This is a genomic window from Caldivirga sp., assembly GCF_023256255.1.
Lineage (GTDB): Archaea > Thermoproteota > Thermoprotei > Thermoproteales > Thermocladiaceae > Caldivirga.
Map to the genome: position 1 here is coordinate 1 of NZ_JAGDXD010000059.1, position 25,921 is coordinate 25,921.

The window sequence follows — 25,921 nt, forward strand, 5'->3', positions numbered from 1 at the left end:
TGCCCTTATTGTTCAATATTTGATGTTTATAATTTTAGTCAGATAGCTCCATTGATTAGGAGTGGGCAGGTTTACTATATTGCTGTCTACTTCCCCACTCACGCTTTAGGCTATTATCAGGCCTATGCTCAGGATCCTAATGCTTCGGTTTTGCTTACTGCCTTTAATGATAGTGTTGCCCTTTGGCTTCAGTGGAAGTGCATTAGTAGTGTTAATGCATCCCAAACATTAAGCGTTATAAATGAAACTTACATTGCTGACTTCATGTATGGTTTAGTCCCCTACGTTGAGTACAATAATCAAGCATACTTAATCTACTACCCAATATTCTCCTACAGCCTAATAAACAAGACACACCCAGAATGCAGCATAACACTAAAACCAACACAAGCAGTAAACATAACAAACAACGCACTAAACCAAGTCAACAACATAATACCACTACTCATACCCAAAAACCTACAGGGCAACGTAGGAACACCACTATTCATAATAATGAAAAACCCCGGCAATTAATCTCTATATTAAAAGGGTTAAAATCAGTAAGCCGTGTTGGCTTCTTCCTTGGCTTCCTCGTGAATGTACCTATTCCCATGTATGAGAGAACTGTTCCTACTACCACTATAGTGAGTTATACGTCTATTATCTTCTTCATTATCATTAATAAGTCCATGTTGATGATTATTCAATGGTTCAGGTACTTTAATGTCTCTAAATACTTATACTTAGCGTTAACTCACAATTAATTCTCTAGGGGTTAGGGTTTGGGTACGGTTTATAAACTAGCCCGAGCGGTAATCAAGTGGAGGAGAATGATATTGAGAAGTTCATATCAATGGTACTGAGTAGGGTTTACCAATACTTGGTTAATCACCAGGATGTTGTAAGCCCAGGCTCCGTTAGAAGCTATGAGTATGCGCTTAGGGATATTATGGCAAACATACTCATTAGTGGTGGTGGGAATATTGAGGATAAGTTAATTAGAGTTGGTGTTGAGAACCTCTACACATCAGTAAGTGTTAATAATGGTGCAGATAAGCGTAAAATCCTTGAGGAAGCGTTTAGGTACGCATTGTCCCTCCTTAATGACGTTCATAGACGGAATGAAGATGAAATAAGCTCTGATGAGGAGGAGTTAGTTAGAGGTAATGTAGGTAAGTCACAGTTAAACTCTAGTAGTGATAATAAGGATAGTGGAACTGGTCAATTAATAAACCAGGAATTAGGTACAGGTAATGAATCAAGTGATGATATGGCTAACGTCATATACGATGTGTTTTACGGCAGCGTAGGCACCATGAACTTCATTAACTTGGCTCAATTACTCAACATGTTTGTGAACCCAATGGCGCACATCACCGAGAAAGTTAAGGTACTCAGGAGATTAGCAAAATACCTTGCTAGTTATGGGCTGCTTCCACGTCAAGGCAAGGGTGGTTCAAGGGTCTTTAAGGCGCTTGATAATGTGGCCCGTGAGCCCACGATAGGCAATGCGTTCAGGGTTTCTAGGTTCACTGAGCACTCCAATTACCCAACCTACATAACTGGAGTTAGGGAGTATAAGATTGGTGATCCGGCATATAGGATTGACTTAGATAAGACATCTATGAATATGGTTAGGAAGACATTCCTTAATAAGCCAATGAGTACAAGAGATATTGTTGTTAGGGAATACGCTGACGTTAAATTAATGGATATCGTGCTCTGTCTTGATACGTCTGGGAGCATGAAGGAGTTCAGTGGGGTTTACATGAAAATGGATATAGCTAAGGAGGCGATAGTTAAGTACATAAGGTATTTATCTAAGACTAATGATAAGTTATCAATGGTGTTGTTCAACTTTAGGGCAGATGTATTATGGGGGCCTCATCCAGTTAAGAAGTATATTAATGAAATGGAGGAGATGAGTAAGTATATTTACCCAGGAGGTGGTACAAACATAGCTAATGCGCTTGAGAAGGCTAGGATTATTCTAAGTAAGTCTAATTACCCTAATAAGCACACCATATGTATTACTGATGGTAGGACTGTTAATGCAAGCAGTTGCATTAAGGAGGCTGTGAGACTGAGGCGTATGGGTGTTACCTTATCAACCGTAGCTGTGGGAGATAATAGTGACTTTGATTTGCTCATGAGATTGTCTAAGATTGGTAATGGCTTATTCATAAAGATAAACGACATATCAAACCTAGATAAGGCCCTCATCATGGATAAGCTGGGTCTATAGTTAACTAAAACTTTAAACTAAGTTAGCGAACATAATCTACTCACTAAGTTTATATGCCTCTCACGAATAGTAACCGTGCTTATGGATAACTTACTGCATAAATGCTGCGTGGAAGTTGGCATAGTGGCCAGTGGATCCACTACGGTTTACGCACCAATCCAATTCTATAAGAAGGCCGAAGGCTACGCAATTGAGGAACAGCTAGCGGTAATCAAGGATGATGCTATTCAGGAAGGCCTATTCTTCGGTGTAATAAGAAGGGTTACTAAGCTTGAACCAATAGTTAAGGATAGGGTTAGGACACCCTTCATAGATAGGCCGGAGATAATGGATCCTTCACTGTTAATGCCCTATACGTCAGCAATAGTTAGATTCTACGGTATGCTTAACGTTCATAAGAATACCCTAGACGAGGTAACTCAAGTCGTTACACCTGGCTCCAGGGTTTACGTAATTAAGGATGGTTCATTCTTAGGTAATTTCATTAAGGCTAATGGTAAGGTAGTAATTGGTTCACACAAGTATAGTGGATGGGAAGTACCACTTGATCCAACATATGTCCAATACCACATTGGTGTTTTCGGGGCAACTGGAATGGGTAAGTCGAGGCTAATTAGAGGTCTAATTGATGAATTAACTAAGAGTGGCTTTAGAATGGTGGTGTTTGACCATAGTGGTGTGGATTACACAGCATACTATAAGGACTACACAGTGGGGTCTAAGGTAATATCAATAAGTCCACCAACGATAGCCTCAGTCCTGGCGTCAAAGGCTAGGTTACCTTGGCAAAGCTATGGTGAATACCTTGACGTTGCAGTGTTAACATATGTAATGGGTGATAATGATAAAGGTGGTTTAATGAGTAGGAAGTTTGAGAAGTGGAATAAGCAGGACTTTTTAAGACACCTTAGGCAAAGCATGAGCAAGATGAGTGCCAGGGAGGCGACGGTTCATAAGGCAAGCCTATTCATAGACTACTTCGTTGATGATGAGTTCTTCGAGGAGTTAAATAAGAGATCGGTGAAGCCTGGTGATGTGGTTAGGAACTCTCTTGAGCGTGGGTTAACAGTAATTGATATGAGTCAGGACACTGACCTGGTTGTTAAGCAAGCCATTGTCGCCGATGTCATAAGTGAGGCGTGGGACATGGTTAAGCGTGGGGAAATTAATACGCCGGCTAGGTTAGTCTTCATTATTGATGAGGCCCAGAATTATGTACCTGAAGACTCTTGGACAATATGTAAGGATCCTATAGAGACAACATCAAGGGAGGGTAGAAAATGGGGGCTCAGCCTAATACTTGCCAGCCAAAGGATGGCAAGGGACATCGCAGCAAACGTTAGAGCTAATATTGGTACCGTGTTCTTCAGCAGGTTACCAACTCAAGGTGATTTAAGGGAACTAGGCGGCTACATGGATTTAGCCGACGTCAATGACTCAGTGTTAACACAGTTAAGTGTTAGGGAATTCTTCGTAACAGGACTAATGAACCCATTACGGAAACCACTGTTGATTAGGGTTAAGGAGGTGAGGTAGATTGTTCAATAACGAGGACCTCACCATAGACCTCTGGGTGGATCCCCCTTTACTTAATGCATTATTTGAGGATGCCAGAAGCATCGCTAATAAACTTAATTTAACTTCAGTTATGAATGAGGTTAATGAACTTAAGGCTAAAGTCTCAAGTAGAATAAGCCCAATACCTAATGTTAGTGGAAGCAGATACTTCGCATATGCCATAGACTCCAGTTTCCCTCCATCGCCGCTTGAGTTAGTCGGCGGCGTACTAACGGTAGTGGCTTATGGTTATGTTGGCCAAGTTGGAGGTAAGTCAGATAGGTACGTTACAGGTGACATACTCTATGAGGATACTAGCGAAATCAGTAAGTCTATTGAAATAATATCTAAGATAAGGGAGAGGGAAATGGTTATTAAGCTACTTAAGGATAAATTACATGGTAGAAAGAACCTGGACTTAATAATACTGGATGGGGAAATATACGTGCACCCATTACCATATAATCTACCTGCCTATGAGGGTGTTAGGAGGAAGGTTGAGGATGTTTTAGAGAAGATGCTTAACCTCGCTGAAAAGTCTAAAACAACAATAGTTGGTGTTGTTAAAAGGGTTAGGTCAAGGTACCTCTCCATTTATGCTGGCCATTGCTTGTCAACTAATGATAAACTTATGGCCAGTTTACTTCTTAATAAGGGTGAGTACATTAGTCTAGGCAATTACGGTAGTGTACTGCCGCAATGGCTTCAAATCAATTATATGGATTGTGAAACTAAGAGGGGTATGAGTAGGGAAGAGGCTGAACGAAGACTTAACGAGGGTATTGAGAACCTGAAGAGGGTTTTCAATGGTGATGGGGGAAGATTAAAAGGAATACCTAAAGTAGCAGACACAGAGCTAATATTCTATAAAGCCCCAATAACTGCAGTTGCTACTAAGCTGGAGGTACTTGACCTAGGTGGAATAGGAATACCTAACCTGATCGGGTACTTATCATCGCAAACAACCAACACAGGTTACCCATATTTACTTGACTTAGTGGATACGTATGTTAGGGTTGATTCACGACTACTTGATTACGTTAAATCCCTCCTAACCAGGTATGCTGGGTTAAGCATAAGTGATAGTAATGTTAAGGAATTAATTAACACACTCCTTCAGTTAACGAATCCTCAGAAGGCTTATCTTTATAGGCAAATGGAGGGTTAATAATAAGTAATAACATTCACATTAATTGAACGCCTCAACCTTCAGGACAAGGGTGAAGCATAGTACGTTTACCGGCTTCTTCCATATTATGAGTAGACTTCGACTATACATTCGTAATTAAAGTAAAGGGCCATAAACCCCTTGGGGGTTTAAGCCTGGTTGAGTAAAAAGTAGATTAGCTAATGATGTGGATTAATTTTTAAGCCTAGGTGCTTCAGTGAGTATAATGATAATGGGCAAAATGCGGTGTGACCGGTTAAAATCTTTAATACTAATACGGCGATACTACACCATATGCATATTAGAAGAATTAAGGAATAGGTGAGCATGATGCGTAGAGCATTGGTACTATGGGTACTGGTAGCAGTGGTAATAGCGCTGGTTATCATATTGGTTATAATTCATGCACCTAGTCATAGGCGTAATGATGAGTGCAGTAGGCTTGTTAATGCTCTTGAGTTCACTATGTTGAGGATTATTAATGCGTTAAACTATAGTGAGCCATATGATGGATGCGTAAGTGGCTGTACATCAAGGTTCTATGATGCATATCAGTTACTTAAGGATAATGTTACAGTGTTAATTAATGAGTTGGCTGAGGCAAAGTGCGGTGGTATTAACTTAAGTAAGTTAAGCATATACATTAATTATGCATTAGGCAATTTAACAGAGTATAGTTCCGCTAATCCACTAGGTGGAGTTAATAAGGCGCTGAATAACACCGTGGCCGCATATAGGTTATTAAAGGGATAGTAGTTGACTGAAAAAGGCTTATTAAATACTGGGCATTGGGGAATCCATGGCTAATGATACTGGCAAAGACCCTGAGCTAGATAAGTTGCTGGAGAAGAAGACTAGAGAAATGGTTAAGGGAGTGAAAAACGTGGGTAATGTGGTGGAGTTGAATCGCAATAACTTCAATGACTTCATTAAGGCTCATGATGTTGCTGTTATTGACTTTTGGGCTACTTGGTGCGCCCCCTGCTTTATGCTTGAGCCAATAATAAAGAAGCTGGCTGCGGAAATGCCTAATGTGGGTTTTGGCAGGCTTAATACTGAGGAGGAGCCTGAAATTGCAGCTAAGTACTATATAATGAGCTTACCAACAGTCATGATATTTAAAAATGGTGAGCCAATAGACCAGGTAGTAGGTGTAGTACCTAAGAAGGTTCTTCAAGACAGGATTAAGGCTTACCTGGATAATTAGGTGGGTTAAAATGTATCCTATACTTCTTGGAATAAATGGTATTGGCTACGGTAGTTTCACCGAGTGTGAACTTAATGTGCTACCGAGGCTCATGAACATTATTGATAGGGGTGTAGTCGAGAATAAGAGGCCTCAATACCCTGATAAGTCATGGTGGACCATATTGAACATGGAGCCTACTGAAAATGCTCCAAGCAACCCCTCTACAGCACCCTTAGTTAAATTAACAAGGGCAATACTAGTTAACATACCGGTAGTTAACCCGACATTCGGCTTATACAGTATTAGGCTCGACCAAGGTACATCATATGAGGAGGAGGCTAGTAATGTAGTAAGCACTATAGTTAATGCAGCAGCCAAGGCACCAGTAATAGCCGCTATAACTGCCCCAGATAGGTTTCTACATGAGAATCAATCAATCAAATGCAACGTATACTCAGTAATAGATGAAGCTATTGGTTCATTAATTAATAGTGGCGTCTCAGCATTCATACTTTTTTCACCATATGGTGAACCAATAGGACCAAATGAAGGTGATCATGAGGACTATGGTATATACATAGCCACTATAAGTAGGCCAAGACATTACGACACAGTTAAGCTGTATGAAATTGGTATGCTGTTTAGAGACCTTGTTGATTCAACACTGAGTACGTAAGTTTAAGGACAGTCCTTTACCTTAAAGATAGGATCCTCAGTCGTAAAGGCTTAAGCTATGTAGTGCTTCATGGTATTTTTTATATTAGTAAGATATATAAGACTTATAGGTAATTGTTTCTTTAGGTGAGTAACATGAATAAAAATAATGAAATTGTGTATATGAGACTAATACAAAGAGAAATTCCTAATACTCCTACTTATGGTTATGTTGGTAAAATATTGAGAATTAACTTATCGGGCGAAAACACTCAAATCGAGGATATACCACAGGATGTAGCATTAAAATGGTTAGGAGGGAGGGGACTAGGAGTTTACTTCTTCCTTAAGGAGGTTAATCCTGAAGTTGGTCCCCTATCAGAGGAGAATAAAGTTATATTAGCCACCGGTCCATTAACTGGAATTAATGGCTCCCCTACTCCTGGTAGAATAACTATTGTATCTAAATCGCCTCTAAATGGTAGGTTAACGTATTCATCAGTAGGTGGTCAATTTGGCCCCACTCTTAAGCTTGCAGGCTTTGATGCACTGATAATTGAGGGAAAGCTTAGTAAGCCATCATACCTAATACTTAAGGATGAAAGGGTTTATTTTAAGGATGCATCAGGCATCTGGGGTAAAGACGTAACTGAGGCGTATGATAAAATATTAAGTACCCTACATGAAGAGTATGGTGTTAGTGAAGGCAACGCATCAATAGCATTAATTGGTCCTGCTGGGGAGAACCTAGTCAAGTATGCTTCAATAATGTTTGATAAGCATCATGCGGCTGGTAGAATGGGATTTGGTGCCGTTTTAGGTTATAAAAGAGTTAAAGCGATAGTGGTTGTTAGTTCTAAGAATATGGAGATTAAGGTTTATGATAAGGATTTATTTAGGATAAACTCAATCAATGTGATAAGGAGAATGAAGAATAACCCAATTATAAGGGACTTAACCAGCCTAGGTACATTAGGGGCTCTAGCAACTAGAGTTAGCAAGTTTAACGCAATACCTGCCTTTAATTTAACTAAGCACGTAGATTTGAACATTGACCAGCTTGTAAAAGAATGGAAAGAGAGAATAGACCAAAAGGAATCCCGCAGAGAATATTGCTATGGGTGCCAAATATGCTGCCATAAGCATGTTAAATCCAAGTCAAGTGAATATAAGGTTGAGGGCGGTGCCCCAGAGTACTATGGGGGATTAGTATCATTGGGAACTTACATTGGGGTAACAGACTTGGACTTCATAATATATGCAAAGAATTTATGTGATGAAATGGGGTTGGATGCTATATCAACAGGTCAAACTATAGCTACATTAATAGAGTTAGTGGCTGATGGCAGAATTAACTATGGTATTAAATATGGTGATAAGGATACGATAATTAAGTTAATTAAAATGATTGCGCACAGAGAAGGTATTGGCAATGAATTAGCTGAGGGAGCTCAATACCTTACGGATAAGTATGGTGAACCAGTAACTGCGGTTACTAATAAACGCCTAGAGGTAAGTCTCTGCAATTTAAATGCAGCAATGGGGTATAAGCTAGCCTTGGCAACATCAAACAGGGGTGATGTTAACCAAGTATACCTTAAGCATGAGGTTCTCTCGGAGAATGCGCAATTACTTAATGGTGATGATGCGGTTGATTATGCTATACATATTCAAAACCTAATGGCAATCCTTGATTCATGCGTAATATGCGCCTTCTCAGGTTACGTAATCAACCTTAGTGATTTAAGCAGGTTACTTACAGCTGTAACAGGCATGGATTTCAATGAATCACGATTAGCGGAGATAGGTGAAAGAATCTACACGGCGGAAAGGTACTATAATGCGTTAGCATTAGGTAAGGAAAGCGATGAACTACCCAGTAGGTTAGGTAGTGTACCCGCTGAATTATTGAATAAGTATTATGAGAGGAGAGGATGGGTTAATGGCATACCTAGTGTTGAAACTTTAAAGAAACTTAAGGTCATTGAGTAATGCGGCTTAAATCATAGGGATCTTGGCGCCACATAGTATGTTAATGAACCTGATGCGAACTCGTAAGTTAGCTTAATTGGCTTATTGGTTGCGAACTCTATGGTAACATACTCACATATTGGAGCCATTTGCCTATTCATATTCATTATATACTCAAGGGAGTAGGATGCCTCCTGCTTCTCGCTTACTGAGAATTCCTGGAATGATTCATCAGTGCTTTGGTACTGTACCTCATAATACCTACCCCCCTCACCGGAGGCCTTTACAATGAATGATTCCGGATCAGCAGTGAACGTAATCGCATCGCTTATATCCTCAGCCATCGTTAAAGCATCCTTGAACGCATCCATGCTCATCCGTATCCTAACAGGGTAATCAATCTTCGGCTCCGGTATTTCCTCCTGCGCAACGTCAACAATCGGTAAGTAGAATTTCCTATACATGCCGCTTTCCCGCCCTTTAGAACCATAGTATATTATCATTAGGAATCTGTTTCTTCCCTTATCAACACCTATGTCAACCTTATCCTTAGCCCTAATCCTCTTGGCTAACTTCTTAATAGTATCAAATAGAACACCAACCTTAACGGTGTCCGTTATGTTAACTTCCTCAAGGGCTGTTGAAGGTATGTTAAGGATTACTAAGGAGACTTTGGATGAATCAATCGCCTTAAGGCTAATACCATCAGGGCTCATTACGAATAATGCCTCATTTAGGACCTGAGCTAGGCTTAGGAAAACATACCTGACGTCCCTACCCTTAGGGAATGTAAATGTGTAAATAACCCCACTTCCACTACTTTCCTGCACTATTGAACCACCCCCAGTTTCGCTCTCAGTTTCCTCAGCTTCAGTCTCCTCTTCCTCCTTCTCCTCATTCTCCTCAGGCATTAATGCTATAATCCTCAATAACCCTTTTTAAGGTTACGGGCCCATTAAAGAATAATACCAGCGGCTCAACGTGAGTATAAATACCCTTGACTCTCGAAAAGCGGGTTTTTAAGTACATTATAAAATATTGTAATAGCCTTTTTAAGGAGTAGGGTATTATAGGAGGCGTGGATCAAGTTAAGCTTAGCGGTGGTGAGTATGTTAGAATAGAAGGACCAGCTATGATTGAGGTTTTAAGAGGTAAACTCTACATCCTTGGTGCACAGTATGATGAAGGCTCAAGAGTAACTATATTACGGGCTAGGAGAGTTGTGGCTAAGGCAATTAGTGATACTGAACTATCAGTGATCCTTGGGCCAGGGGGCTTTGTGGATAAGCCTAAGGCTGGGGAGGAGATGATTGATGAGTGGGATAGTAAATTATCAATGGAACTAAAGGGCTCAGTAATAATGGTGATGGGAGCCATGGATTCCGGTAAAACAACAATAACAACAATACTTGTTAATAAGGCATCATCGATGAGGTTGAAGGTGGGGGTTGTTGATGCTGATCCAGGGCAAAATGACCTAGGGCCCCCTACTACGGTATCCTGCTCAATACTTAGGGGTGGCCGGATAACGCACCTAAGCTATATGAGTCCAATAAAGCAAGTCTTCCTAGGTTCAACCAACCTTGAAGGTAATTGGTATAGGGCAGTTTATGCAGTAACTAAGCTCGTGGATTATTTAAGGAAAGTTGAATCAGTGGACTTCATAGTAATCAATACTGACGGCTGGGTTGAGGGTGAAGGCGCTGTTGAGTATAAGAGGGCTCTGGTTAATTCCATTAAGCCTAATTACATCATAATCATGAGGAAGGGAGATGAGGTTAATGGTTTAATTAATGGATTAGGTGTAAGTAACATGCTTATTCTCAATGCGCCGCCATCAATGAGGGTTAGGGATAGGAATGATAGGAAGATACACAGGGATATGGGGTATGGTAGGTACTTATCGCCATCAAGGGAGTTAACCCTTAACTTAAGTCAAGTGCCAGTGGTCAACATGCCTTTGACTGGTAGGGGATTAGACGGTAATCTAATGAGGTTAATATCAAGTTACCTTAAGGTTAAGCCAATTTACATGGATTCCTTAAAGAATGTAGTAATGATAGTGTCAAGTATGGTTAAGGAACCAATGCTTAGAAGCATACCAGGGGGTGTGGCAGTATTACTTCAACCCAATTGGGAGAATGGACTATTAGTGGGCCTAGAGGATAAGGATGGATTCCTAATAACACTGGCTGTATTAAGGAGAATATACTACAATAATGGAAGGATAGTTGTCACTATACCTAAGAGGTTGAGTAGCCTTGAATTAAATAATATAAGGGGGATTAGGATTGGTTCTATTAGAGTTAATGAGCAGTTTGAGGAGGTTGATAAGTTCAGCATAATATACAAGATTGAGAAGATTATTAGTGAAAACGGAGCTAACCAGCTTTAAGTAAACGCATGGAAAAACCAGACTACCTAAGTAACACCCATGAATCGACTTCACTAGTTCCTTAATGATGATTTAGTAGTGTTTAGGCTTGATGGAAGATAAGTTAATACGCTGAGGCTAGGTTAGGCTGTGTGGGTGTTACTGAGCTTGGTAAGCTTATCCCAGATAACTTAAGGAGAAGGGTTAATTTCGAGCAGCTTAACGGTAAGTTAATAGCATTAGACGCCTACAATGCGCTTTACCAATTCCTAGCCTCAATAAGGCAACCTGACGGTACACCCCTCATGGATTCCCAAGGCAGAGTCACCAGCCACTTAAGTGGATTACTTTACAGGACAATTAACCTGCTTGAGTACGGTATTAAACCAGTCTACGTATTCGATGGTAAACCCCCTGAATTGAAACTTATTGAAATTGAGAAGAGGAGGAGGGTTAGGGAAAGGGCTATGGAGGATTGGATTAAGGCTGTGGAGGAGGGTAAGAAGAGTGAGGCTAAGAAGTACGCCCAAAGGGCATTATTCGTAACTAATGAAATGGTTGATGAGGCTAAAAGACTCCTAGACCACATGGGTGTGCCTTGGGTTCAAGCCCCAAGTGAAGGCGAGGCCCAGGCAGCATACATGGCTAGTAAGGGGATTGTGTGGGCTACTGGAAGTCAGGATTACGATTCGTTCTTATTTGGCGCCCCCCGGCTTGTCAGGAACTTAACAGTGTCAGGTAGGAGAAAGCTACCAGGTAGGGATGAATACGTTGAAGTTGCCCCTGAGTTAATAGAGTTAAATGATGTGCTTAAGGCGCTTAGGTTAAGGGATAGGAGCCAATTAATAGACTTAGCAATACTATTAGGTACAGACTATAACCCCGAAGGGGTACCAGGTATTGGTCCACAGAGGGCGCTTAAGTTAATTCAGGATTATGGTAGCTTAGATAAACTAATGAACACTGTGCTTAAGAATGTGCAATTCCCTGTGGATCCCTTTAAAATAAGGGACTTCTTCCTTAACCCACCAGTGACCCAGGAGGTTAACGTTAAGTTTAAGGAACCTAATGAGGGTGAGGTAATTAGACTGTTGGTTGAGGAACATGACTTCAGTCAGGATAGGGTTAAGAATGCCTTAGAGAGGTTGAAGAAGAGCATGGGTAAGGCTAAGGGGTCAACAACCCTTGATTCATTCTTCGGATGATTTAAATGGCTAAGCAGAGGAGAGTAGATTGCGTATACTTGCTTAAACTAGTGAATCTGCTTGAGGATCCATTCTCCAGCTACTACAGTAACGGTTACTTAAACAGTGAAGGCATGACCATACTAAGCTTAATTGCGCAATTAACCATACGTGAAGCCCCTTGGTTAGCATCATTATTTAGGAAAGCTAGGGAAAGAAGGGATTATCAATCCGTGATTAAGGCGCTTAAGGATGTTAGGGAATTATGCCCAGATTGAGGGATTAGTTAACGCCTTAATGCCTTAACATTATTTACGTAAACCTTGAATAAGTCACCATTATTACGCATAGCCAGTAGCGAGAACATGATCACGAGCACTAGGGTAATGTTCCTAATGGCCTTCAGCATAGTTTTGGTTCAATTAACCGTTAAATATGTTTTTCGCAGCGGCTAATGCAGTGAAGCCAGGTAATCTAATAGGCATGTGCAGGGGGATTAGTGACCAAGTGGAGTTAACGCCCATAGTTGAAAAGTTCATTGAATCATTACTAGCCACCATAGATAATCCTCAGTTATCATACATAATAACACCCCATTGGGGAGCTAAGGCTTTAACCAGAATCATTATTAACGGTGAGGAAAACAATAAGGCAAAGTCCCTATCACCATTATTCACAGGAAGCGGTGAAATTTCAAATCCACTAATCCTTAACCTAAATAAGTCAATCATTGGTAGGAGGATTGATTATAAGAGGGCTTTACGTGAGGGTTTCGATTCAATAATCTACATTAGTGATGGTGGCAGCGTTAATGCACCATTGCTACTAGGTGACTTAACAATTAGAAGTAAGGGTGAACCCACTGAGATGCCTGTGATACATGTACCTGAGGTTATTAGGGATGCTAGGGTTAAGTATGATATTGAGTCAACGATAAGAAGTGAACTTTACTATGACCTAGTAATAACGAGGGATGGGGATTCACCCTATGCAGTAGTCTTCGGTATTAACGTTAGCCCACTTTTCATAGGTGTTGAGTCATGCAACGTATTGGAGACGCTAATTAACCTAGTGAGTACGGTAACGTCATCTAGTTTTAAGCTTAATTACGTGATTCACATTGCGGTTAACGATGAGTGGGGCAATCCAAGGTTCTCGCCGCTTTACTGGGGCTTCAGTACAGCATCATTCATTGAAGGTACCTTGAGAAGCATTACCACTGACCTAGTGCCATTAATCTACGTTTACATAGATTCATTGGGCATTAGGAATGACGTCAAGGCTTCGGTTGAGGTTAAGGAGGCATTAGGCATTGAAGACGTGCATGAACTAGGTTTCACGGAGTCTCCAGGCATATTACCGGAGAACTACGGTTACTGGTCCATCGTGATTAAGGGTGATGAAGCTAATGGTAGGTTAACCACCCTTAATATTAACAATACCCTGAAGTCAATACTTAATAAAGTAGAGGTGGATCCTGCAGGTTTCATGACTAAGGTCACTGAGGCATTCATTAATGAAGTTAAGGAAGTAATGGACCTTAATGGTGTTGGTGACCTAGTAGGCAGAATCAATGAGGATAATGCAGCTGCCGTGAGGAATACCATGATCAAGTTCGTGTATGATAAGACTAAGGAGAGGATAAGTAGAGTTAATTTACTAAACCCCAGCGGCTACGGATCAATGCTTGATATAGCAACAGGGGAAGCTTACCTTAATACTGATGAAAGTGCCCTTGAGGCTGAATTAAGGAATCTTAAAATTAATGTATTAAGTAGAATTAAGGAAATATTAGTTAAGTGATCTGGCAATAGAGAAAGCGCAAGCAGTTGGCTTACATGCTATTGATTAAGATAATTACTCATAGATGATTGTAATGGTGGTTAACGCAACATTAGCATTCAGGCATTACCACTTACAGTTAAGTAAATCAACTAAATAGGATAAGGTCATTTAGGCGTGAATCAAGCTTTATAAATGGTGGCTAGGGTATGTTTGCGTGTCAACTAATATTAAGGAACTCATCCCAAGTATAGTTAATAAGGTTAGCTCATCAATAGTGGCGATTGTAACCGCTGGTGCGGTAGTGGATGAGTGGCTTAATGTGATACCCATTAGGGGTTTTGGAACAGGCTTCGCAGTTGATAAGCACTACGTAGCTACCGCATCCCATGTTGTTTCTCAACTTGGTGAAGTAACAGTGGTCACAAGTGATGGTGACCTACTTGAAACCGAGCTGGTGGGTGCGGACCCTGAGGTTGATACAGCCGTCCTTAGGGTTGATGGTGAACTTAACCCGATTAAACTAGGTGACTCTGATAAGATAATGGTAGGTGAACCAGTCATAGCTATTGGCTACCCACTGGGCTTAATGAATCAACCCACGGCAACATTCGGCATAGTGTCAGCCTTAGGTAGGACAATAAGGACCGGGGAAATAATGCTTGAGGGTTTAATTCAAACCGATGCGGCAATAAATCCAGGTAATTCAGGTGGTCCATTAGTGAACCTAGATGGGGAAGTAGTGGGCATAAATACTGCTATAATAGCTGGGGCCCAGAACATAGGCTTCGCCATACCCATTAACCTAGCCAGATTATCGATAAATGAATTAATAAGTAAGGGTGTCGTTGAGAAGCCTAGGATTGGGATTTATGGTATCGATATTAATAGGATACTTGCAAGACAATACAGGCTACCTGTGGACAGGGGAGTCCTAGTGGTCTCCGTTCAACCATACTCACCGGCTGATGAGGCTGGTTTAAGGAGGGGGGATGTAATAACGAGTATAGATGATGTTGAGTTATCATCAATAGTTAGGCTTAAGACTTACCTCTACAGTAGGTATGTTGAAGGCAAGAGGGAGTTTAAGCTAAGGGTTATGAGGGGTAGGAAAACCATGACGGTTAACGTTTCGCTTTAAGCGCATTACCAGTTTCATTTCCGGGCAATAACTAGTTCATTATTTATGCGATTCCTAAGCTGGAAAAGTTTAATAAAGAAGAAGTTGAATAATCACTATGCCTAATCAGGAGACTGAGGGTTACCTAGAGGCTGTGGTTGAGGGCGTATACGTTACATCAACTGGCGCCGAGGCTGTTATGCTTCTAAGTACTGAGGAATGGGGGGATTTTGTATTACCGATTTGGATAGGTATGGCTGAAGCGTTAAGTATCCAGAAGGCAATGGGTCAAACGGACTTCCCAAGACCACTAACACACGATCTCCTAGTAGACATATTAGAGAGGTTAAATGCGTCAATTGAGAAGGTTACAATAGATGCCTTAGTTGATCACACGTACACTGCAACAATATACCTGAAGGATAATAGGACTGGTTCACAGCATTACATTGATGCAAGGCCAAGCGATGCCGTTGCAGTCGCACTGAGGGTTAATGCACCAATTTTTGTGGCAAATCATCTTAAACAGTACACAGTATCAATAAATGAATTACTGGGTAAGTCCAACCAGGAAGAGGGGGAGGAAGGTAAGTCCATTTGAAGCCACTGAAAATATTAAATGCAAGATTCCATTACAATATGGTACTTAAAGCTATGCCTCTTTATAAGGAGTGGGGAGAGGTCACATTGATTCTAACCCATGTTCATGGTGTCCATGCTCATGAGTTGGTGCATCAGCAATATTAACCCTACCGCTGGTAACCATTTTAACAGCATCATCAGCGCTTACGCCCTCAGGCACTACGTAGATTTTTAGCTTAAGGGACTTGGCAAGGTTAAATCCAGGCCTACCTATTTCACTCACAATTAGTGAATCAACACCTAGTTCCCTTACCCTCCTCAATGCGTATAAACCTCTATGCATCTCAGCCTGCAATGCTGGGTTAAGTTCCCTCCCTGTTAACTTCATCACATTACCATCTACTTCATAAACAAGTATGTATTCCCCCTCCCCTGGACCTGTTACCCTATTTTCTGAGTCAACTATTACTGCTAATTTCATAATAATCCGATATCAGTATCGATTTTTAAATATTTCCCACTACACATTAGTGCATAAGGCGTATTAACATGGTAAAGCCGTATTTAATGACTAAGGGTATAATTAGATCTAAAGATAAGCAGTATGGAAAACTTTAAAGAAACCTAAGTCCAACAAACACTGTAGGATGTTGTCTTACATTGATTATCCCGGTGATAGAAAAATAGTAACTAACCTAGCTGAACTTATTAGTGAGTATAAGTTGTTTCCTGGGGCATTAGCGTCAACGATAGTAATGATTGGTAAAGTCGAGGTTAATGATGATTATTTTAAAGCATGGGTCTCCATAACGGGCAATAGGAGGATTGTTGAGGATGCATATGGGGAGATTTGGTCATACATTAAGGGTGTTTCCGGGGACAGCGATATAGTATCGTTAATTATGAGAACGTATGAAGAATCAAGTGACCTAACAGATATTATTGCATTATCCAATGCCCTGAAGCTCTTCCTGGGATTCAACATATATGACCTAGGCTTAGCGGTAATCTACGAGAATCCAATGGTGGTATTAAATGGGGGAAGAGTTGAATTAAGGAGAGGTAAAACACTATTGACAAAAATGCACATAATGGGTGACCTTAAACTTAACACTGCATTAATACTTCAAAGCGAGTCAAGTAAGAAAGTAGTAGATTGGGGTAATCCAGGTGTATTGCCGGCTAGCAATGTAATAGGTGATGAGACAATAAGTGACCCAGCCTACACAGCATTAACACTTAATATGGGACTAGTATCAAGTCCAAGCTCAAGTGAATTAACATTATTAACCCCCCAATTATCAACAGGAACATGCACGGGACAGATAGTAATATTACCATTAACGCTGACCAGTGACATGATTAAGAAGCTAGTTAACGAATTACGAAACCAAGGCTTCACGACTAATGTTGCCGGAATAAGCATAATGGATGCGATAGAATGTATTAAATAAAACAATTAATAAATAAGTGCAAGATCAGGAAAAATGAATTAAATATTAATGATTTTTAATGTGTTTTTGTGTTTGTTTTGTTTATCTTCTTCTTAGTGCTATTATTGCTGCTGTGGCTGCTACGACTATTACAATCACCACTATTCCTGCTATTAATGTTGTTGATACTACTGGTTTTGTGATTGTTACTGTTGATACTGCTGTTGTTGTGCTTGTTACTGTGCTCACTGCAGTAGTTGTTGATGTAACAGTAGTGGTGGCTGTAGTCACTGCTGTGGTCGTAGTGGTTGATGTGGTAGTAGTCGTCGTGGTAGTGGTTGTTGAAGTAGTTGAAGTGCTCGTTGTGGTTACTGGAGTAGTCGTAGTAGTTGTAGTTGATGTGGTAGTCGTAGTAGTTGATGTTATTGATGGAACGTACTCGGAGGTTATGTTGAAGTACTGTGCTAGGCAGTACCTTAATCCATTTAAGTCGAGCCCAAGGTAACCTGGTTCAAGGCCTAGGAACTTGGCGTAGTCAGGGTGCTTAATCCAAAGGCTGCCGTTAACCATGGCTTCAACAAGTGGTGGAATATAACCAGCTGGGGCGCCACTACCCCAGAAGGCTTCCCAGAGTGGTGAACTAATTACCTGATAGTAATCAGCCTCTGCACCAATTATGTATGAGTTATCCGACGGCATTAACTCTATTCTAAGCCAATTTGGAACATACTTCTCACACATGGGATTAGGTACATTATACATCCAGGTGACTAAAAGATTCTTAGGACCAATGTTAACCTCAGCCCTCTTCCAGCCAACTGGCTCAATGGGCACGTAGTAATGATACCATGAGAATATGACCTTAAGTAACTCATTATACGTGCTCATTCCAGGGGAGACAGCGTCGAATACATCAAACCAGTTAGTTAAGTTTATGAAGCCATAGGTTGAGTTAATGCACCAGACAATCGTACCGTTAAGTGGTACTAGACTTGTATTATACTCGGGAGATAGGTGAATTGTAACCGGTGTGCATGTGCCATTGGGCCATTGGAATGGCCAAACATAGATACTTGACGTGGTGACCCACGGTATTGGGCTTAACGGCCCCTGGAAGGCTAAGCCGGTTGGGTCATAGTAACCCCTACCGTAACCTAACCATGCATTTGCAACCTCAAACTGGGCATTGGGGAACACAGTGCCCCAGTAGGTGCCTGTGTCTAACGCCAGGACAGCGGTGGGTATTCCGAATAGGCTTAATTGAGTGGCCCAGCCTTCAGTTATCGTGGCCCAGTCGGTGAAGCCTGAGGGGGTTATGACGGTTAATTTTAGTGGTGTACCATTGGGTAAGTACCATTGATTACCCTTCTTATACATGCCAATGCTCTCAAGTAACTCAGCGGCCTTAGTAGTATTGTAACTGCATGGTACTAAGTACTTTTGAATATCAGATGGATAGGTACCAACAGTGTATGGGAATACTGGCTCAGGGTAGTAGCTTGGGTAATATGCCCCAATACCCCACACCGCATTGGCTGCTGTTAAGTTAACTGCGTAACATAATGCCTGCCTAAACTGAGGTGTGTTAAATGGGAAACCACCCAGTGGGTTAATTGTCATCCCTAATTCACCGAAGTCCTCAACCATGTATGCCAGTAAGCCGCTCTTATTCACAACACCTATTTGAGCTAATGATATGCCTAATGACGACCAGGTAGCCTTACCTGAAAGTAAACCAGTTAAAGCCTGCGTATTACCAAGAACCTGAACGTAAGGTACTACTGGTGCCCAGTTCTCCCAATCAGCGTACGGGAATATTTCATGCCACCGAGCCAAAAGTGGCACCCCATTGAAGTACATTGGTTCAAGTTCCGTTGTGAATGTGGCTGTACCAGGTGAAAAACTGACGAAGTAGTATGGGCTTAGTGAGTAGCATGGCGGATTCCACATGGTGACGTTATCTGGGCCATAAACTGTTGAGGCGTAGGTTGAATTCATCGTCTTTAACCTATCAACCACCGGTTTCCAGAATGGCCATGGTGTGGTTATGGGCTCTGTGAGTATAAATATTATGGTTGTTGGGCTCCATGCCGTCAATTGAATAGACAATGTATAATTATTTATTACCCTTATTTCTGAATCAGCATTAATAATGTAGGGGTACCACCACATGAAGGCCTTAACACCAATGTAGAATTCAGCGTACACATCCCATGCAGTGAAGGGTAATACAGCGGATCCATTAAACCAGTATAAGTCATGCCTAAGATATATTATAATTGTGTTGTTCTGCGGGAATAGTGTCCAATTACTGGCTAAGACAGGCCACCACTGACCATTAAGCGTATTATAGTACGCTAATGATTCCCACCCATTAATCATCCAGAGTAAACCTTTCGGATTCCAGATATTACAGAGGGGTGTACCTGGGGGGACCGTTAATGTACCATAGGAGTTCCAGTAAATTATTTCAGGTTTGCTTGATGCATATGCGATATTTAACGCTATTAAAACCATTATCAGTGCTGCTATTAATATTACGTACACCTTATGGATTCTCATTCTTTTTCACTAAATAAAGTTTGCTAATTAAGAGTTTAATAAGGATTGCTATAAATAGGATTTGAGTCATTGTATTTTCTAACAATAGCGCTATATAATACTGTATGATTAATGAGGCTTAATGCTTATTAAGTAGCTTCGGCTACCTTAATATGGCTCAATTGGAGAGGATTAGTAGGGATTATTTCGCTAAGTTAGATTTAAGAATTGGTAAGGTTATTGAAGCCCAGAGGATTGAAGGCAGTAGGAAGTTAATTAAGCTCATCGTAGACTTAGGCTCCGAGAAGAGGCAAATACTTGCTGGACTTGCCGAATACTATAAGCCTGAGGAATTAGTAGGTAGGTTCATTGTTGTTGTGGCTAACATGGAGCCAAGGATTATGCTTGGCCTTGAGAGCCAAGGTATGCTGCTCGCCACATGTGGTGAAAAGGGTAAGCCGCTCTTACTAACCATACAGGATGCTGATGATTCAAGGATTGGGGAGAAAGTGTGCTAATATGCGCATAGCAGTAGTCGGCTGCAGTGGGTTTGGTAATGTTCATCTTAATGCGCTTAGGGAGTTGAATAGGGATGACTTGGAGGTTTACGTTTTTAGTAGGAGTAGGGAGAGGGCTGAGGAATGCGCCAAGAGGTATTCTGCATCAGGCTACTTCACTAATTATGATGATGTAATTAAGTCCAACGTAGATGTGGTTGATTTAATAGTTAGCCATGATATGCATGCCCCAATGGCTATTAAGGCTATGGAGGCTGGTAAACACGTAGTGCTTGAGAAGCCCATAGCCAGGACAATAGATGAGGCTAACGCAATAATTGAAGCATCAAGGAGATTTAAGGTTAAGTTCATGGTTGCCGAGAACTTCTACTTTGATCCAGCAGTTCAGAGAACCATTGAGTTAATTAAGGAATTAGGACAAGTGCACACAATAATAGTTAGGTCAACACACTACGGTAAGCCTAGTGGTTGGAGGAGGATTAAGGAACTTATGGGTGGTGGGGCGTTTATAGATGGGGGAATACACTTCGTGGATACCCTACTAAATATTGGTGGAGAGTATAATCATGCCTGTGGCTTATCCTACAGAACCATCAGTGGTATCGAGGGTGAGGACACTACAATAGGGCTCTTCACGTTTAAGAATGGAGCCAGGGGTTTAGTAATGTATAGTTGGGGGATGATGCATTCACCTAATGTACCCTCCTTTGAGGTTTATGGTGAGAATGGTAGTGTAATTGAGGATGCGTATTCAAGAAGGATTAATGCCACCTATGGTAGAGTTTACGGTGACCTATTATTTAATGGTAAGTCAGTAAGCTTACCTAAAGTTAATGTTGTTAAGCTTGAGCTAGAGGGTTTCATTAAGGCTGTTGAGAAGGATAAGCCTGTGCCAATGCCCCCTGAATTAGCGTTAAGGGACCTTAAAGCGGTCCTAGATGTTTACGGTAATACCTGCAATTAGATTACGTTTATAAATAATCACTAAATCAATGATATTACGCCTATTCATGAGCTTAAAGCCTTGGTGAGTTTCTAAAACTACTACCTATTACGCTCAACTTAACCTAACTCATGATACCCTTAGGTTAGTAATGGTTATTGAGTATGCATAGCGGAGTATAGGGGGCTTACTACTTTAAGAGTATCTTAGGTGCCTATAGGTAATTAACGTCTATGAAGCCTTAAGCTTAACTACATTACCGTACTTTGAGGCGCATTCTTTACATGCAATAACCCTAAAGCTCATACCTATTAGTTCATCATTGATAACAACGATCTTTGCCTCACTGGGTTTAACTGGCCTTAGGCAGAAGAAGCATATTAGATCCTCATTATTCCTACGGCTCCTCCTAAAAGAACCTCTTCTGCTCATTATATCAAATACCAATACTTGGATTCCTTAATAAACATTACACGTAACAACGCTACTTCAGTATTTTATCTACTGCAACATCCTCCTCCATCCAGGTTTCAAGATCCCTAACCCTCACAAAACCACCCTCAGCCTCCCTACGTCCAATTATTATGAACTTCCTGGATTTAATCCTTGATGCATACTCTAGAGCCGACCTGAGGCTTGGTTTACCCACATCTAATATAACCCTGAATCCAATATTCCTAAGGTGATCAGCTATTCTCACCCCTAGCTCATAGTACTTGGGGTCCATTGGGTAAATGTAGTAGTCTATTGGTGGCTGTTGGTTAATTTCCTCACCTAATGCTAACATAACTCTCTCAATGCCTATTGCAAAACCTACGGCTGGCACGTCTTCACCTGAGTATATCTTCAATAGTTCATCATACCTACCACCACCTCCAACGGCGAGCTTAATCCTATCCGTGTATAGTTCAAAGACGAAGCCTGTGTAGTAGTCAAGTCCCCTAACTATGCTTAAGTCTAAGTAAACCCTATCCACTGCATTATAGTGAGATAGCATACTTGATAATGATTCAACATAGCTAATTAAGGCATCGCTAATACTCAGTCTCCTTAATTCACCTGCGGCTTCACTTATAGGTACCTTAACGTTGGCTACGTCAACCAGGTACCTTGCCTCCTCCCCACCTATACCCTCCTTAACTAGTAGTTTAACTAACTCCTCATCAGGTACCTTGCCCCTCTTATCAAGCACCCTGAGCACAGCCTCCCTTGCAGTATTAATGCCCAGTCTCTCAAGCACCTGATCCATTACTCTCCTATCACTAACCCTCACGGTTAATTGGGGTAGGTTAACGGCATCCAGTGCCTTTACGGCTAATGCCAATACCTCAGCATCTGATTGAACAGTGGGTGAGCCAACGTGCTCAACCCCAAACTGGTAAAACTCCCTAAACCTACCGAATTGGGGCTCATCATACCTCCAAACCTTAGATACGTAATATAGTCTAATGGGCCTTGGGAAATCACGCCTATATGAAAGAACCCTAGCCACTGGAACAGTCATGTCAAATCTAAGGCCCAATTCCCTACCAGCCTTATCCTTAAGGTAATATATCTCGTTAATAACCTCCTCCCCAGCCTTAGCCTTAAGCACCTCAAAGTGTTCAAGTGCAGGGGTTTCAATGGCACCGTACCCGAAGGACTCAGCAATCTTAGAGAACCTTGAGACTATAGTCATTAGTGAATAATACTTATCCGGAGTCCAATCATTCATTCCCCTCGGTGGTTGAAGCAACCAATCCTCCACTTGTCTCTTAAGCTGCAGGCATTAAAAACATAACCTTAATTCACAATGCGGTCCTCTTAAGGATAATACTTAAGGTAATTAACCATTGTACTGACTCATTGATGTATTATTTTAATCACGGTTAATTGAGGGTCTTAGGTATAGTGCGAATTAAAAAGGCATGCAGAATCTTTAGCGCGAGTGTGCATGCTCCACAGCCTTAAACAACTTTAATTATGGAAACGACCCCACCTCCACCTATACCTATGCTTACCCTGCTGTTGAGTCGATAATACTGATGCAAGGGTGTTTGATGCTGCTTCAGTATCTAACACTATGAATGCACCATCATCCCTCTGAACTAACACTGGACCGTGAGGTATGCTTACTACTACCTTAATGATGGAGTTCTCCATTATACCTAAGTCATTCAGTCTCTCCGAACCTAATTTAACAACCTTAACCACTGAGTTACTGGGTGCTTCATTAATAGGTATGTGTCCATTACTCATGTAATCACCTGAATAAAGCTAGCAATGTAGAATACGGCGTAAGCTAGTATTAATGCGATTATGAATTGAAGAATAGTGTTAATGGCAGTAAGCCTTAGCCCTGCAATTTTCCTTTCAACAATTAACGTTGCTATGCACGGTGAGTATAAGGTTATGAATGTAATTAAGGCTAAGGATGATGCAGGGGTTAGGGTTGACCCAATGGCGTAAAGTAATCCTCCTTTCTCAGTACCATAGAATAACGCTAATGTACCTAAGACTACTTCCTTAAATATATAACCGTAGACTAGTGATGCTGATATCTGCCATGGTATACCAATGGGGTTAAATAATGGCGCCAACGCCTTACCTACGATACCAAGCCAAGTCTCAGTAAGAACACTTGGGTTCGCTAAAGCCTCCGGACCCACTAAGCCCCTTGGCCCACTTACTGATAGAAGCCAAGTCATCATTATGAATACTATTATTAATACCCCGGCCCTGGATATGAAATCATGCGTGTAGTGCCAAATCTTCTTAGTGAATGCTTTATGCAATGGTACTACTAATGGGGGTAATTCATAAGTGTAGGGCGTATTCTCATTAATGAACCTTACATGTACCCTTGAGATTCTTGACACTATGCTAATGCTTATGAATGCTACTACATAAGGTATCACCACTACTACACCTATTAAGTGCGGCATTACAGCCGCTGCTATTAAGGCTATTATCGCGAACCTAGCGGTACACGGTATGTAAGGTATCATTAAGACTGTAAGCACCCTATCCCTTGTACTTGGCATGGCCCTGGTTGCCATTATGGCTGGAATATTACAACCTGAACCGGCAATTAAATACACTAATCCCCTTGAAGGAATCCCAGTTCTCCTCAACCATCTCTCTATTGGAAATGCAATCCTAGTTATTAACCCAGAATCCTCTAGGAACGCTATTAAGAATGATACCCCAAAAACGTACGGTATAAAATCTATTAATGTGGTAACTCCATTCCATACACCATTAATAAGGAATGAACTTAACAATTCATTACCCACATAACTACTTACAAAGTTACCTATGGGTATTGAATCAAGGGCATTCGACATCAAATTCACTAAAGGCTCAAGAACCATGAATATTACCTCAGCTATCGTGAATAATAGTAATAGGGATAGAAGAACCCCATATTTCGGATTCAGGAATAATTCATCGTACTTACTAAGCGTTAACTTACCCTCTCTAGTGACGAATTTACCCACAAGGGACTTTACAGTACTCCAACGTGCTGCAGTAACGTAATAATCAATGTTAGGTACCTCCCTACGCGCCTCCTCAATTACATGGCTTACCTTAATGCTTAGTACCCTTAATAATGGGTTACCACTAAGTATTTCCACAGCAATACCCCGGGAAACACCCAGGGTATTCATTATGGTACTTATGTGCTTCTCTAGCTTACCATAGTTAACAATATTAGTAATTCCTGTTTTTAATTCACGTATCTTAACGACTGTGGTCTTTAATTCCCTTAATCCTTCATCGCCTACAGCTACTGCTGGTATTATAGTTACCCCAAGGGTCTTACTCATGGCTTCAACATTATAATGCACCCTCCTTCTTCTTGCCAAATCCATCATATTCAATACGAATATTGTTGGTTTCCCAAGCTCCAGCACCTGCACTAGTAGGTATAGTGATTGCTCAGGATTTAAGGCGGATCCAACCACCACGATGCCATCATAATCACCGAGGAGAAGTTCCTTAGAGGCCACAGCCTCATCAGTCATGCTAGTCCTGAGACTATACGTACCAGGTAAGTCAACCATCAGTACCCTTGTTTTACCAACACTGTAACTAACTTCATCAACTGAAACTGTTGTACCAGGGTAATTAGCAGTCCTAACAAAAACACCACTAATCCTGCTAACCAAAGTAGACTTGCCACTGTTCGGTATTCCAGCAATAACTACCTTAATGGTGTCATGATGCTGGGTACTCATTGTACGCATTTTAAGTCTTAGCTTAAATTCGTTCTTGAACACTTTTAGACTAATCCAATAATACTTATAAATTTTACTGTTTAAATCATCTTAATTAATGATATAATCTTAACTCTACTCGAAAATATTAGGAACGTTTCTTAAATTAGCGACTGCCCCATTAGGTGAGAATCACCTATGGTGTAGTGGTATAAAACATATGTTGTTTTTCTCCATTGACCTTGAATTAATGTTAGGTTGATGACCATTACAGTAGTTTTCTTTTATGTTAGAAATTTTATGTATCTAATTTAATTCAGTAAACCTAACTAAGTATTCCCCACTTTTACAAGGGATGCAGCTTTTCTAGCCTTCTCAATAGCCTCCCTAATTGTTGAGCCTGTTGCTAAGACAACACCCATTCTTCTCCCTCTGTATGAGTTTGGTTTACCAAATAATCTAACTTGAACCCCAGGTAT

24 protein-coding genes and 2 pseudogenes are annotated in these 25,921 nt (G+C 41.0%); 17 read left to right on the forward strand and 9 right to left on the reverse strand.

Going from position 1 to position 25,921, the window contains the following annotated elements; all coding sequences use genetic code 11:
- The 8 genes and pseudogenes from Q0C29_RS09405 to Q0C29_RS09440 all read left to right on the forward strand — a co-directional run.
- A pseudogene (locus tag Q0C29_RS09405) lies at positions 1–516 on the forward strand (hypothetical protein); the annotation flags it as partial.
- Positions 517–802: 286 nt separating this feature from the next.
- Positions 803–2,227 (forward strand): VWA domain-containing protein, encoded by a 1,425-nt coding sequence (locus Q0C29_RS09410; RefSeq protein WP_292000407.1) that lies wholly within the window; start codon positions 803–805, stop codon positions 2,225–2,227.
- A gap of 81 nt (positions 2,228–2,308) precedes the next feature.
- Entirely contained in the window at positions 2,309–3,763 is a 1,455-nt protein-coding gene (locus Q0C29_RS09415) for an ATP-binding protein (RefSeq protein WP_292000408.1), read from the forward strand.
- A 1-nt stretch (position 3,764) separates the two neighbouring features.
- Complete coding sequence (locus tag Q0C29_RS09420; protein ID WP_292000409.1) at positions 3,765–4,952, forward strand: DNA double-strand break repair nuclease NurA; 1,188 nt, start codon at positions 3,765–3,767, stop codon at positions 4,950–4,952.
- A 330-nt stretch (positions 4,953–5,282) separates the two neighbouring features.
- Entirely contained in the window at positions 5,283–5,705 is a 423-nt protein-coding gene (locus Q0C29_RS09425; protein WP_292000410.1) for a hypothetical protein, read from the forward strand.
- Between the two features lie 46 nt (positions 5,706–5,751).
- The gene (gene trxA, locus Q0C29_RS09430) at positions 5,752–6,159 is read left to right on the forward strand and encodes a thioredoxin (protein WP_292000411.1); all 408 of its coding nucleotides are present in this window, start codon (positions 5,752–5,754) and stop codon (positions 6,157–6,159) included.
- 10 nt (positions 6,160–6,169) lie between these two features.
- Entirely contained in the window at positions 6,170–6,817 is a 648-nt protein-coding gene (locus Q0C29_RS09435; RefSeq protein WP_292000412.1) for a hypothetical protein, read from the forward strand.
- A gap of 134 nt (positions 6,818–6,951) precedes the next feature.
- On the forward strand, positions 6,952–8,787 hold the full coding sequence (locus tag Q0C29_RS09440; protein ID WP_292000413.1) for an aldehyde ferredoxin oxidoreductase family protein: 1,836 nt from the start codon (positions 6,952–6,954) through the stop codon (positions 8,785–8,787).
- Positions 8,788–8,798: 11 nt separating this feature from the next.
- On the opposite strand, the gene Q0C29_RS09445 is transcribed toward Q0C29_RS09440, so the two are convergent.
- Positions 8,799–9,677 carry a DNA polymerase sliding clamp gene (locus Q0C29_RS09445; protein WP_292000414.1) on the reverse strand — a complete coding sequence of 293 codons (879 nt, stop codon included), beginning with the start codon at positions 9,675–9,677 and terminating at the stop codon, positions 8,799–8,801.
- 167 nt (positions 9,678–9,844) lie between these two features.
- On the opposite strand from Q0C29_RS09445, the gene Q0C29_RS09450 reads away from it, so the two are divergent.
- The 3 genes from Q0C29_RS09450 to Q0C29_RS09460 all read left to right on the forward strand — a co-directional run bounded on the left by Q0C29_RS09450 (position 9,845) and on the right by Q0C29_RS09460 (position 12,602).
- On the forward strand, positions 9,845–11,161 hold the full coding sequence (locus Q0C29_RS09450; RefSeq protein WP_292000415.1) for a Clp1/GlmU family protein: 1,317 nt from the start codon (positions 9,845–9,847) through the stop codon (positions 11,159–11,161).
- A 131-nt stretch (positions 11,162–11,292) separates the two neighbouring features.
- Positions 11,293–12,345, forward strand: coding sequence for a flap endonuclease-1 (gene fen, locus Q0C29_RS09455; protein WP_292000416.1), 1,053 nt, complete (start codon positions 11,293–11,295; stop codon positions 12,343–12,345).
- A 5-nt stretch (positions 12,346–12,350) separates the two neighbouring features.
- The gene (locus tag Q0C29_RS09460; protein WP_292000417.1) at positions 12,351–12,602 is read left to right on the forward strand and encodes a hypothetical protein; all 252 of its coding nucleotides are present in this window, start codon (positions 12,351–12,353) and stop codon (positions 12,600–12,602) included.
- An 8-nt stretch (positions 12,603–12,610) separates the two neighbouring features.
- On the opposite strand, the gene Q0C29_RS09465 is transcribed toward Q0C29_RS09460, so the two are convergent.
- Complete coding sequence (locus Q0C29_RS09465; protein WP_292000418.1) at positions 12,611–12,733, reverse strand: hypothetical protein; 123 nt, start codon at positions 12,731–12,733, stop codon at positions 12,611–12,613.
- A gap of 50 nt (positions 12,734–12,783) precedes the next feature.
- Here Q0C29_RS09465 and Q0C29_RS09470 point away from each other — a divergent pair, with 50 nt between their 5' ends.
- The 3 genes from Q0C29_RS09470 to Q0C29_RS09480 all read left to right on the forward strand — a co-directional run bounded on the left by Q0C29_RS09470 (position 12,784) and on the right by Q0C29_RS09480 (position 15,827).
- Positions 12,784–14,127, forward strand: coding sequence for a hypothetical protein (locus tag Q0C29_RS09470; protein ID WP_292000419.1), 1,344 nt, complete (start codon positions 12,784–12,786; stop codon positions 14,125–14,127).
- Positions 14,128–14,323: 196 nt separating this feature from the next.
- A complete protein-coding gene (locus tag Q0C29_RS09475) occupies positions 14,324–15,247 on the forward strand; it encodes a trypsin-like peptidase domain-containing protein (protein ID WP_292000420.1) in 924 nt (307 codons plus the stop codon).
- Between the two features lie 97 nt (positions 15,248–15,344).
- Complete coding sequence (locus Q0C29_RS09480; protein WP_292000421.1) at positions 15,345–15,827, forward strand: bifunctional nuclease family protein; 483 nt, start codon at positions 15,345–15,347, stop codon at positions 15,825–15,827.
- A gap of 81 nt (positions 15,828–15,908) precedes the next feature.
- Here the strand turns inward: Q0C29_RS09480 and Q0C29_RS09485 are convergent, their stop codons facing one another.
- Entirely contained in the window at positions 15,909–16,289 is a 381-nt protein-coding gene (locus tag Q0C29_RS09485; RefSeq protein ID WP_292000422.1) for a NifB/NifX family molybdenum-iron cluster-binding protein, read from the reverse strand.
- Positions 16,290–16,455: 166 nt separating this feature from the next.
- Here Q0C29_RS09485 and Q0C29_RS09490 point away from each other — a divergent pair, with 166 nt between their 5' ends.
- Positions 16,456–17,262 carry a hypothetical protein gene (locus Q0C29_RS09490; RefSeq protein WP_292000423.1) on the forward strand — a complete coding sequence of 269 codons (807 nt, stop codon included), beginning with the start codon at positions 16,456–16,458 and terminating at the stop codon, positions 17,260–17,262.
- An 81-nt stretch (positions 17,263–17,343) separates the two neighbouring features.
- Here the strand turns inward: Q0C29_RS09490 and Q0C29_RS09495 are convergent, their stop codons facing one another.
- Complete coding sequence (locus Q0C29_RS09495; protein WP_292000424.1) at positions 17,344–19,803, reverse strand: ABC transporter substrate-binding protein; 2,460 nt, start codon at positions 19,801–19,803, stop codon at positions 17,344–17,346.
- A 152-nt stretch (positions 19,804–19,955) separates the two neighbouring features.
- Between Q0C29_RS09495 and metG the strand changes: the two genes are divergently transcribed.
- Together metG and Q0C29_RS09505 are read left to right on the forward strand one after the other, a co-directional pair.
- The gene (gene metG / locus Q0C29_RS09500) at positions 19,956–20,300 is read left to right on the forward strand and encodes a methionine--tRNA ligase subunit beta (protein ID WP_292000425.1); all 345 of its coding nucleotides are present in this window, start codon (positions 19,956–19,958) and stop codon (positions 20,298–20,300) included.
- Between the two features lies 1 nt (position 20,301).
- Positions 20,302–21,264, forward strand: a complete 963-nt coding sequence (locus tag Q0C29_RS09505) for a Gfo/Idh/MocA family oxidoreductase (protein WP_292000426.1) — start codon at positions 20,302–20,304, stop codon at positions 21,262–21,264.
- A gap of 210 nt (positions 21,265–21,474) precedes the next feature.
- Here the strand turns inward: Q0C29_RS09505 and Q0C29_RS09510 are convergent, their stop codons facing one another.
- From Q0C29_RS09510 to purT, 5 genes and pseudogenes are all read right to left on the reverse strand, one after another.
- Positions 21,475–21,675 carry a hypothetical protein gene (locus Q0C29_RS09510; protein WP_292000427.1) on the reverse strand — a complete coding sequence of 67 codons (201 nt, stop codon included), beginning with the start codon at positions 21,673–21,675 and terminating at the stop codon, positions 21,475–21,477.
- A gap of 52 nt (positions 21,676–21,727) precedes the next feature.
- On the reverse strand, positions 21,728–22,990 hold the full coding sequence (hisS, locus tag Q0C29_RS09515) for a histidine--tRNA ligase (protein ID WP_292000428.1): 1,263 nt from the start codon (positions 22,988–22,990) through the stop codon (positions 21,728–21,730).
- Positions 22,991–23,199: 209 nt separating this feature from the next.
- A complete protein-coding gene (locus Q0C29_RS09520) occupies positions 23,200–23,481 on the reverse strand; it encodes a FeoA domain-containing protein (RefSeq protein ID WP_292000429.1) in 282 nt (93 codons plus the stop codon).
- Positions 23,478–25,505, reverse strand: coding sequence for a ferrous iron transport protein B (feoB, locus tag Q0C29_RS09525; protein ID WP_292000430.1), 2,028 nt, complete (start codon positions 25,503–25,505; stop codon positions 23,478–23,480). The genes Q0C29_RS09520 and feoB overlap by 4 nt, the downstream gene beginning before the upstream one ends.
- A 266-nt stretch (positions 25,506–25,771) precedes the next feature.
- Positions 25,772–25,921 (reverse strand): annotated as a pseudogene (gene purT, locus Q0C29_RS10865) (phosphoribosylglycinamide formyltransferase 2); the annotation flags it as partial.